Here is a 10,016-nt window from a genome sequence, read left to right as displayed (position 1 = left end):
ACGCCTGGCGATCGCGGTCGAGGCGTGATCGATCAATAATGCAACCCCTGTCCTGCCCGGAGGAATTTGGGTGTCGACAACCGGGGGAATTTGAAGTGTCGATCGGGGACGCAAGGGGAGTCGAGTGAGCGCTCAGCCAAGGCGCCGGTAGGATTGCTTCCATCTCAACCACTGATGACATGGACACCAACCTCGCTCAGATTCAGGCCCGACTCAAGTGGGAAGTCGCGTGCGAGCGGCTCGCTTTCGCGCTGCACCCGCCGCCGGGTGCACCAGAAGACGGTGCGTTGGAGATCGCCGCTTGCGTGGGCCTCGCGCAAGAAGCGCTGCAAGAACTGAAGCAGGCCTTCCAACTCGACCAGTCCTGAACCCCGCGCGCGGTCGCGGCTTGCATCTGGGCGTGTTGCCCGCGCGCGCTCCAAACGCCACGAGGGTCGCTGGCCGCCGGACAGGGGTTTAAAAACTTCGACTGCGAATGCGCCAATGCGCCGACGTCCAAGCGCAGCAGCGTCGGGCGTCACCCGTTGGCATGGTCAATGGTGCGCAGGCTGCCAGGTTCTTCCGCGCGCCGTTCAAGGCCAAGTGTCAGTGTGGCCGCTTCATCTTGGTTGCGCAGCACGGACTGCGCGAGTGACTGCGCATTCCGGGCCATCGAGAAAGCAGTTTCAGCAACATCCTGCCTACACAAAATGTGCGCACATCTCAGTGTCAAAAGACATGATTGGACAGTTAGTTTGCGAGTACGTTGTAACCCGACAACTTGCGTCATCGACCATTGGAAAGATGGCTTCTGATTCGGCGACTTCCTCCTATAGTGAGCTGTCACAACAGGAGAAGCCATGAAGAGATTGACCATTGCAATGGTTGCCAGCCTGGCGTTTTGCGCAGCGAACGCGCAAGTTGGCACCGCCGCCAAGGAAGCAGGCAAGGCAACCGCCGAAACAGCAAAGCAAGGGGCTGAGAATACGCAGGCGGCCCTGACCAAGGAACCCAACAGCAGCGCGCACAAGGCAAAGGCGCAGGCCCATAAGTCGAAGGCCAAGACGGCGGGCCACAAATCCAAGGTCGCCGCGAAGAAGGCGGTGAGCTAGCCCGACCCCGGCTGGCGCTTCACATCTGCCCCTGTTCATCGGGGTGACGCGCCTAGGTTCCACCATCGCAGGCTCGGGGATGATCATCGGCTCCTGCGAGGTGCATGACGTCCCAGGTAATCTACACGACGCAGCCATGAGAAGCGTCCGAGCATCTCGTGTGCCGCGCCACAGGCAGGTGCGAAGGAACGTCATGATCTATGACCCGCTTTGGTGACCTTCGTCTTCGGGGAAGCTGGTGGTTTTCCACCGGAGTCTGGGGATAGCCTGCACACCGACGCAGTGTTTGCTTTCGAGCGACATCGCGTCGCTCGGTTGCGCGCATCTGCAAGACGGGTATGGCTTCTGAACCTGCCGACCGATCGGCCCGCAATGCGTTCACGCCGTTAAACGCGATTCAGGAAGCTGGCCAAGCCGCCGATGATCAACCCGGTCGCGCCGGCACAGATCACGCTCAAGATCATCCGGGGCACCATCAGCGACTGCGCGCGCTCCGCCCAATCGCTGAGGCCGCATCGCCAAGGATTGCACTTCTCGCAATCGACCATGTGCTCGCGCAGACAAGCGAAATCGCTGTCGACATGCGCCGATACAGACTCCCGGTCAGCGCAGGCCCTCGGTCCGGTGAAACCTTCCGGCAGAGGCTGGGGCGTCGCTAACATTTGCCAGTGTCTCAGGGCATTTTCGTGACGGTCTTTACGGCATCCTTGCGTCGCCAACCTTCTTCTGCACGCTGCCTGCAGCCTTGTCGGCCTTGCCTTCGGCCTGAAGAGATTCGTCGCCGGTTACCTTCCCTGCTGCTTCCTTGAGGCTGCCTTTCGCCTTTTCAAGTGTGCCTTTGACTTGGTCCTTGTTCACCACCGTTCCTTGATCGGTGGACGCACCACCAGATTGACGCCATCAGGACGCCGCCGTCGCCGCTGCCAGTCGCACGTACCGCCTGGCGGCAACCTCGTCGTGGACCGGGCGGCAGATGACTTCCAGTGCGCAGCGCAGCACCGGAAACCGAACAGCTTTGTATACGTCGATGCGGTGGCCGACAATGTCAAAAGACACCCGCGACAGCAAATTGCACCGGCGGCCCGGGACGCCTCGACCAGCGCAACGTCGCGTAGATCACGCCTCGGACCAAACCTTCTTCTAGGAGCCTCGGCTATACATCGCCCACTTGACAGTCAGGATCTCAGCCGCGATCTTGGCAGCGTCGACGCCGGCGTAGGTCTGCTCCGGATCAAATTCGAACGCCTCCCGGTAGCGAAGCAACTCGCCGTAGTCTTGATCAAACACCATCGGGGCTGTGAGTCTGTCCGGGTCCGTTCCTGCGGGCAGTGCCAGGAATTTGTCAGGATTGATGGTGCTCTGGTAGAGGTCCACGGTAAGCAGGTTCATGCGCGAGTTCTCCGGTGTGGATGCGCCACGCAGGCCAGGTTGCGGAAGGCAATCAGCACCCGCTGGCGCTCGACAAGGAACAATGATTTACTGCCGGCGCGCCGAACGCAAGCGGCGTCGGCCTACGCGGGAGACTAAAAAGCCGTGTGTGTGCGGGAGGGTGCGGCCTTCAGCTTTGTATCGTGCCGCTCAACCGGTCGACATCAGCGCGCGAAGACGGTTGCACAGCGTGAGCGGTCGTATTTGACTTGTCGACCCACAGATTCTTCAACAACTTCCTCGCCGGCTTCTGCGGCGTATTCTTTCGCAATCTGGATAGGCTCCTCAGCTGGCGCACTTGTAAGACCTGGCCGAGGCACGGACGCTGCGATGGCCTCGCGCCGTGGGGAGCCATAAGACGCGATTGGCCCCAAGTGAGCGAGCCTGTTGCAGGGCGTCGGCGCGTGCATTGCTGTCACCCAGCCTGGCGTTTGCGCCGTAGAGCCCCGAAGACCCCGTCACCGTTCCGACGTACCGGCAGTCCGCCACGCCGGCCTCGTCGCTCGACTGCACGGCAGCCTCTACCGTCTCGACCATTACCGGCGCGGGCGGCCTCGCACAGCCCATGAGCGCAAGGGCTGCAAGGCAGACAAGGCGGGTCGCGCGCATAACGGCCGTGGTCAGGGTCGCCATTTACGGGCTGGGGCGCGCCCGACAGTGTTGCCGACCCACCGCGACAGCGCGAGATTCCCGGGTGTGTCCACGCCACGCATCTCCCCAGGGGCACGCGCTTCATCAAACGTGCCCCGCTGGCAATCCGCGATGGCTGCAAACGAGACGACGTGAATGGGGGTCATCGTGAGTTCTGGTTGCAGGCAGTGAGTTGCGACGAACGTCCATGATAGACGGGCGATTGGCTACGTAGAAGCTCGGGCCCCCTGCCGGCGTTGGCGCGACTTGAAAGACTGCTGGCCACAAGTCCAAGTCCGCAGCGAAGAAAACGGTAAGCTGACCCGACCTCGGCTGGCGCTTCACTTTTGCCACATCGGGTTGATGTCATGTCTTTGGCGTATCCGATCCTTGTTTGCGAATTGGCAATGCGCTCGGACCACGGACGCGAATCGGAATAACTTTGGCCATGCCAAGGCCTCCCATGCCGGACGCTTGCCGTCTCGCATGGTCTTTGCCAAGCGTGTGGTCAGTGGTTGCAATTGTCTTGGCGACTGCGAGTTTTAGGCCAAACGAGGACCCTGAGCTTCTGGGCATCGCCATCTTGTTCGCCCTCCCATGGTCGCTTGCGCTTCTGCTCCTGAACTATGGTCAGGGGTTCGCAGACCACGCAGCACTCGTTGTTACGCTGGGCCTGGTTGTCAATACGGCGCTGATTTGGGCGGTTGCGGCCTTGCTGCGGGTCCGTTTCCTTCGGCGTCGCTGTCCAAAAGCTATCAAGCCGCCTCCTTGACTGCGAAGGCGGACCCTCGGGAGTATGGCAGCGGTGCGTGTCGATGGGGCCGGCATGCGATCGGGCACCTTGTGAACGTCTGAGATTTGCCAGCATGCTGCGGGCGGGGCAACGCGCGTTTCGTCGGCACACAAATCGCGCGAGCGATCCTGCGATAGGCTGTCGGGCAGCCAGCGCGCGGCGCCGGTTGAACGATCAGACGGGCCAACTCGAGCGCTTGCGCAGCCTGTCGACCGCACGGTAGCCCGTGGGAGTGATCCTGGTCACGGTCGCCGGCGGTTGCATCGATCCTCCGTGCGCATTGACAGCACGCGGAATCGTGGCCTCCACAGGCCCGCACTGACGTAGCTTCTCAGCTCGTCCACCATCGCTGGCTCACTGATGAGCAGCGGCACCTGCGAGGTGCACAACGTCTCAAGCAATCTATACGACGGAGCCATGAGAAACGTCCCAGCATCTTCTGTGCCGCGCCACTGGCAGTTGCGAAGGAACGTCATGGTCTATCACAGGCTTTGGTGCCCTTCGTCTTTGGGGTAGGTGGTGCACACCGACTTGGCATTGAAGCGGCACCGCGTCACACGGTTGTGCGCATCTGCGTACGGCTTCTGAACCTGACACCTGATCGTCCCGCGATCCGCGTCACGCCTCTACACGCGATGCAGGAAGCTGACGAGGCCGCCGATGATCCAGCCGGTCGCGCCGGCACAGAGCTCGCTCAAGATCATCCGGGGCACCATCAGCGAATGCGCGCGTTCCGCCCAATCGCTACGGCCGCTGCGCCAAGGATTGAGCCTTTCGCAATCGGCCATGTGCTCGCGCAGACTGCTGAAATCGCTGTCGACATGCGCCGATCCCCACTCCTGGTCAGCGCAGGCCCTCGGTCCGCTGAGCCCTTGCGGCAGAGGCTGGGCCAAAGCGAGCATTGCCAGTGCCTCAAGGCTTCTTCGTGACGGTCTTTACGGCATCCTTGACGTCGCCAACCTTCTTCTGGAAGCTGCCTGCTGCCTTGTCGGCCTTGCCCTCTGCCTGGAGCGCTTCGTCGCCGGTCACCTTGCCAGCTGCTTCTTTGAGGCTGCCTTTCGCCTTCTCAAGCGTGCCTTTGACTTGATTCTTGTTCATCACCGTTCCTTGATGGCGGACGAGCCACCAGATTGACGCCATCGGGACGTCGCCGTCGCCGCTGCCCGGCCGCACTTGCCGCCCAGCGGCAAGCTCGTGGTGAGTGGCCGGGAGAGGACTTCCAGCGCGGAGCGTTCGCAGCGCCGAAGATCGAACAGCTTTGTATACGTCGATCCGGCAGCCGACAACGTCAAAAGACATCTTCGCAAGGCCAGACGCCGCTCTGCTGCGCGGCACCCGCCGGCGGTCACGCTATGAACGTGTATCAAGGGCTTCGGGCCGGCCGGCCACTCCTCGCAGGGGCTCCTCGCCCAGTTCGGGGGTCGCCGATTGCCGCGAGCGTCGCAAAGAAGCAAAGGTCCGCCGGCCTCATGTCCCGCGGCCAGGCTTGAGAATCAATAGCGCAAGTCGTACATGGCCAGGAGCGCGAAAGCCAGCAGAGCCACTAGAACGATGATGACGAATACCTTGAGTCCCCAATCGGGGTCGTTGTCGAAGTTCATTTCATGGAGTACGTTGCCGACGTACGACATTTTCCCGGTCACCACTGTACTTGCTCGGCAGTTCAGCCGCGATCCGACCGATGCGCCCCAATTCTTCGGATTCACTACAGAACATTGCCGCAAAGAGTAGCCACGGGCCTTCGTCCTCGCGCCGTGAAAGAAGCCAATCCCGGGTCGCCGTCGGCGAGATGCGTGCTATCGGCGCGGTTGCGTTTGAGATTTACCCAGTCGAGTCTGCGCACACCGGGGCGATATACCTGTCGAGGCGTTACGAGACCTTCGAGCTTCAATACACGCCGTTCGAGAAGGGGCCGGGAGACTGGTCTTGCCGGTGGCCACCAGGCCCAGTGCAGCCACGTGCGCGCCCAGCGCGTAGTCCGGTGGGATGGCCTTGGCGACTAGGTCGTCGCGCATCGGCTTCCTGCGCTCGTCCACATGCTGGCCGTAGTAGCTGTAGGGCCAGCCGTCGAAAGCGCCCCGCTTCACCGAGGTCGGGTAGTCCGGCACCAAGTCGTTGCCCAGCTCATCGCGCTCATTGGCCACCGTCCACAGGTCGGTGCCGCCTGGTGCTCAGGTGATGCCGTTGCGAATTGCGCAGGTCCGGCGCGAAGAGGCGCTTCTGCCCGGTGGTCCGGTCCACTTCCCAGAAAACGGCGCGGCCTTCTTCGGCCGCCAGGTACTTTTGTGCGAAGTGATTTATCAAAGCTACACAATCGCGCCCTCGATCCTTCGAAAAAAGGCTTTCCTATGCGGCAACTATCCTCCGCCGGCCAGCAGATCATCAACGACATTGCCCAACGCAACGGCTTCAGTGTGGAAGCTACGCTCAGCATGTTGGACTCGGTAATCAATGGCAACGGAAACCAGGCACAGTTCAATCACCCTGAATTCTCCGGTGCCGGACAGTGGATGCGCGGCGGGATGATCATGCTGTCGGACATGTTCAACAACTACCTCAAGGGCCGCGTCGACAACCTGTGCAACGATTTGTCGAGCCTCGTCGTCAGCCAACCCGACTTGGTTCGCAGTGGCAGCTTCCAGTCGCAAAGTCAGGGCGATGGCCATAGTAGCGGCCAAGTACAGACGAGCCATGGCGATGGCGGACAGCAGCAGGGCGCCGACAACCTCGGCCCGGCGAGTCTGTTTGTGCCTGGCACAACGAACGACTGGTGGCCTTCCGACCTGCGATTTCCGAACAGTACCGGTGCCCAGAACGGCGTGCGGTATGCCTACTTCGCGCAGGCGCGGCGTCTGGTCATCGAAGTGGCCGGACGCGTCACCGTGTATGACACGCTCGACCACCGGATTGGCGGCTTCGGGCAACAGCAGTCCTATGACGGTAGCCTGAGCTTCAACAGCCAGTATGGCTTGATCGATGTGGCCAGTCTGCCCGTGATCTCGGACAATGGGCTCATGCCAAATGCAGCGCTGCCTTTGCCGGCATCCAATCAAGCGGGCATTGCGCAGCCGCTCGCGAGCGACGGCCCCCGCAACGCCTCCACGGGCAACTCGCAGGAGGTGTTGGCCATCATCGAGAAGCTCGCGGACCTGCGCTGCAAGGGCGTCATCAGCGATGACGAGTTCGCCAGCAAGAAGGCGGAGTTGCTCAAGCGGCTATGAAGCGGCAGTGGAAGGCAGTCGGCAGGCGGAGCGTTGAGAGTGAATTCGTGCGCCGCTCGATGGTGGCAAAGCTGGGCGCCGAAACGCATTGCACATGTCTTTTGATGTTGCGATGTTTGGGATTTGGTGCGATACGTCAATGGGACTGACCACGAGAATGCAAGGCTGACGTGCGCGACCTCTCACGCCGCATCGTCGGACCTGCCGACACCGACTTGTTCCTGCACGATCAATCGCTTCGCAAATCGATCAGAGAGTTGGATGGAAATCGAAGACATTCCCATTCCCGTAGACGCACTCGTTGAGGTGCTGAACGGCCTTGTGCAGGCCTGTCACGACGGCGAACTCGGCTTTTCAGCCCGCGCGAGCGAAGAATGCCAGTGGGCGGCAAGCGACGCGTTCGTCAATCGTGCGAGGCAATTTGCCGAAGCGGCACGTGAACTGGAGGAGATCGTCGGATCCTTGGGTTCAGAAGCCAGTCGCGGAGGTAGCAGCCTCGGCGCGGTGCATCGAGGCTTGAATGAGGCCGAGTCGATTGCCGGCATAGGCAACGCGTCTTCGACGCTGGAGGAATGTGAGCGCAGCGAGCTTGCTGCTTTGGGGCAGTACCGGGCGGCCTTGCAAAAGAGACTTCCCTCCGACATTGAGCGTCTGTTGCGGCGGCACTTGGGCTTGTTTGAAAGCAACGTGAGGCCAATCGGCGAGCGAATGGCCTAGCGCCGATAACTGCCAAGTCCCGTTGCGATGCCTCCGGCATCAGAGGACGCATGCAGCAGGCTGCAATACGCGGCCGGGAACTCGTATCGGATGCGGCATGTCGCATGGGATCAAAGCGGCGGCCGCCCAACTTCGCAGTATTGAACAAGTGGCTCATATTGTCGCTGGAAGCTCGGCGGTTGCCAGGCGCAGCAGGAACTCGTAAGGCGGGGCGTTTGACATGTCGGGAGTGACTGTTGTGACGGTGCTCGGGTGCACGGGTGCGATCAGGACAGGCCGAGGATGGGGTGCGCCATGTCCGATTCCTCGCCGTGACTTGCTCGCTGACCTCGCTCGCGGAACTGCGCTGACGCAGACGACCCCACGAAAGCCGCAAGCTAACCAGATGCGGCATCCTGCGGATCATTCCCCTTCCAACTTGGCAGCGTTGAGCGACGAGGAACTCATCGCCGCTACCCGGCACTGGCAAGGTCGACGTGGTGAGCGAGGGGCGGACGATCGACGGGTGGTTTGGAGGTACGAGGACGAGATGATCAGAAGATTTGGAGACGTCACCACCGTGCAAGCGCCGCTGCGCGCCGATGAACCACAGAGAGCTAGGCCATGGTGGAGGTTTTGGTAATGCTGTGCGCGCATGGACGCATGGGTGCCCTCCCCTTTCACAGAAAGATTCAACTCGCATCAGTTCGAGGTGCAAAGATATGGGGAAAAGTCAGCGCAATCGACTGACGCATGGGCAAGGCTTTATTTGGCGCATCGGCGCCACGTCAGCCGCTAGTCTTCTTCGTCTACAGCGCACGGTGCGCCCGGGCGGACACCGTCAAATGGGGAAAACGGCATGAACACGCAGCACATTTCGCGCCCATTCTTGTCTCGGCTTGCAATACTTTCTTGCGCCGCCCTCTTGAGTTGCAGCGGAGGCGGGGGTGGTGGCGGCTTTTCAGCTGTGCCCGTCATAGGAGCCAGTGATTCGGGTGGCACGCCTACCGGCACGGACACCGGCAGCGCAACGACCGGGGCGGGAAGCAGCGGCAGCAGCACCGCGACGGCCAGCGCCTCTACCAGCGACACGAGCAGCATGGCCACAGTGGCAGGCGGCAGCATTACCGGCGGGACCGCCAGCGCGGGCGCTACAGGCAGCTCGCCGGGGGGCACGGCAACGCCCGCGGCTCACGACGTCCTGACCTACCACAACGACATTGCGCGCACCGGCCAGAACCTCAGCGAGACGATCCTAACCCCTGCAAATGTCAGAGCAACGACGTTCGGCAAGGTCGGCTTCTTCGCGGTCGACGGCAAGGTGGATGGACAGCCGCTCTTCGTCGGATCGATGGCGATAGGCGGCGGCACGCACAATGTGCTGTACGTGGTGACCGAACACGACAGCGTGTATGCGCTCGACGCGGACACCGGCGCGCGACTGTGGAAGGCATCGACACTCGGCACCGGCGAAACAACGAGCGACGATCACGGTTGCGGCCAGATCACGCCCGAGATCGGCATCACCTCGACGCCGGTCATCGACCGCTCGCGCGGAGCACACGGCACGATTTTCGTCGTTGCGATGACGAAGGACTCGGGTGGCGGCTACCACCAGCGCGTCCACGCACTCGACCTGGCGACGGGCGCCGAACTGCAGGGCGGACCGACCGAGATCGCAGCCTCCTATTTGGGCAGCGGCCCGAACAGCGCGAGCGGCCGCGTCGTGTTTGCGCCGTCGGCCTATGCGGAACGCGCGGGTTTGCTGCTGCTTAACGGCGTGGTCTACACGACGTGGACCTCGCATTGCGACGGAGGCGCCTACAACGGCTGGGTCATCGGCTACAGCGCAGACACCTTGCACCAGACCTCCGTGCTCAACTTGACGCCGAACGGTTCGGGCGGGGCCATCTGGATGAGCGGCGCCGGCCCGGCCTCGGACGGATCATCCATCTACCTGTTGGACGCGAACGGCTCATTCGACACCACCTTGAACGCTGGGGGCTTTCCTTCGAAAGGCGACTTCGGCAACGCTTACCTAAGAATTTATCCGTAAATTATGTTGACGTCGGCAGGTACCTTGCGGAAGGCAATGATGGCAGCGGCAAGGTGGTTGAGGGCGACAAAGCTGCGCTCGAGTTTCTCGTAGCGCACGAG

12 protein-coding genes and 1 pseudogene are annotated in these 10,016 nt (G+C 61.9%); 6 read left to right on the top strand and 7 right to left on the bottom strand.

What is annotated here, in order from left to right:
* Positions 1-179: 179 nt before the first annotated feature.
* Both WKW79_RS36265 and WKW79_RS36260 read left to right on the top strand, forming a co-directional pair.
* The gene (locus WKW79_RS36265; protein WP_340340070.1) at positions 180-368 is read left to right on the top strand and encodes a hypothetical protein; all 189 of its coding nucleotides are present in this window, start codon (positions 180-182) and stop codon (positions 366-368) included.
* 471 nt (positions 369-839) lie between these two features.
* Entirely contained in the window at positions 840-1,091 is a 252-nt protein-coding gene (locus tag WKW79_RS36260; RefSeq protein WP_340340069.1) for a hypothetical protein, read from the top strand.
* 386 nt (positions 1,092-1,477) lie between these two features.
* Here the strand turns inward: WKW79_RS36260 and WKW79_RS36255 are convergent, their stop codons facing one another.
* The 3 genes from WKW79_RS36255 to WKW79_RS36245 form a co-directional block, all read right to left on the bottom strand.
* Entirely contained in the window at positions 1,478-1,753 is a 276-nt protein-coding gene (locus WKW79_RS36255; RefSeq protein WP_340340068.1) for a hypothetical protein, read from the bottom strand.
* A 34-nt stretch (positions 1,754-1,787) separates the two neighbouring features.
* Positions 1,788-1,949, bottom strand: coding sequence for a CsbD family protein (locus WKW79_RS36250; RefSeq protein ID WP_340340067.1), 162 nt, complete (start codon positions 1,947-1,949; stop codon positions 1,788-1,790).
* Between the two features lie 282 nt (positions 1,950-2,231).
* Entirely contained in the window at positions 2,232-2,480 is a 249-nt protein-coding gene (locus WKW79_RS36245) for a hypothetical protein (RefSeq protein WP_340340066.1), read from the bottom strand.
* Between the two features lie 1,117 nt (positions 2,481-3,597).
* Between WKW79_RS36245 and WKW79_RS37230 the strand changes: the two genes are divergently transcribed.
* Positions 3,598-3,921 carry an SCO4225 family membrane protein gene (locus WKW79_RS37230; protein ID WP_479694202.1) on the top strand — a complete coding sequence of 108 codons (324 nt, stop codon included), beginning with the start codon at positions 3,598-3,600 and terminating at the stop codon, positions 3,919-3,921.
* A gap of 647 nt (positions 3,922-4,568) precedes the next feature.
* On the opposite strand, the gene WKW79_RS36240 is transcribed toward WKW79_RS37230, so the two are convergent.
* The 3 genes from WKW79_RS36240 to WKW79_RS36230 form a co-directional block, all read right to left on the bottom strand.
* Positions 4,569-4,844 (bottom strand): hypothetical protein, encoded by a 276-nt coding sequence (locus tag WKW79_RS36240; RefSeq protein ID WP_340340065.1) that lies wholly within the window; start codon positions 4,842-4,844, stop codon positions 4,569-4,571.
* 10 nt (positions 4,845-4,854) lie between these two features.
* Complete coding sequence (locus WKW79_RS36235; RefSeq protein ID WP_340340064.1) at positions 4,855-5,040, bottom strand: CsbD family protein; 186 nt, start codon at positions 5,038-5,040, stop codon at positions 4,855-4,857.
* Between the two features lie 395 nt (positions 5,041-5,435).
* Positions 5,436-5,573 carry a hypothetical protein gene (locus WKW79_RS36230; protein WP_340340063.1) on the bottom strand — a complete coding sequence of 46 codons (138 nt, stop codon included), beginning with the start codon at positions 5,571-5,573 and terminating at the stop codon, positions 5,436-5,438.
* A 717-nt stretch (positions 5,574-6,290) separates the two neighbouring features.
* Here WKW79_RS36230 and WKW79_RS36220 point away from each other — a divergent pair.
* From WKW79_RS36220 to WKW79_RS36210, 3 genes are all read left to right on the top strand, one after another.
* Positions 6,291-7,163 (top strand): SHOCT domain-containing protein, encoded by an 873-nt coding sequence (locus WKW79_RS36220; RefSeq protein WP_340340062.1) that lies wholly within the window; start codon positions 6,291-6,293, stop codon positions 7,161-7,163.
* Between the two features lie 261 nt (positions 7,164-7,424).
* The gene (locus WKW79_RS36215) at positions 7,425-7,880 is read left to right on the top strand and encodes a PA2169 family four-helix-bundle protein (RefSeq protein ID WP_340340061.1); all 456 of its coding nucleotides are present in this window, start codon (positions 7,425-7,427) and stop codon (positions 7,878-7,880) included.
* Positions 7,881-8,958: 1,078 nt separating this feature from the next.
* The gene (locus WKW79_RS36210; RefSeq protein WP_422824037.1) at positions 8,959-9,915 is read left to right on the top strand and encodes a hypothetical protein; all 957 of its coding nucleotides are present in this window, start codon (positions 8,959-8,961) and stop codon (positions 9,913-9,915) included.
* Here WKW79_RS36210 and WKW79_RS36205 read toward each other — a convergent pair.
* Positions 9,906-10,016, bottom strand: a pseudogene (locus tag WKW79_RS36205) (IS5/IS1182 family transposase); the annotation flags it as partial. The gene WKW79_RS36210 and the pseudogene WKW79_RS36205 sit on opposite strands and share 10 nt — an antisense overlap.

Source organism: Variovorax robiniae, assembly GCF_037889955.1.
GTDB classification, from domain to species: Bacteria; Pseudomonadota; Gammaproteobacteria; order Burkholderiales; family Burkholderiaceae_C; genus Variovorax; species Variovorax robiniae.
Note: the sequence above shows the minus strand (reverse complement) of the source record. Positions and strands in the feature narration are given on the sequence as shown.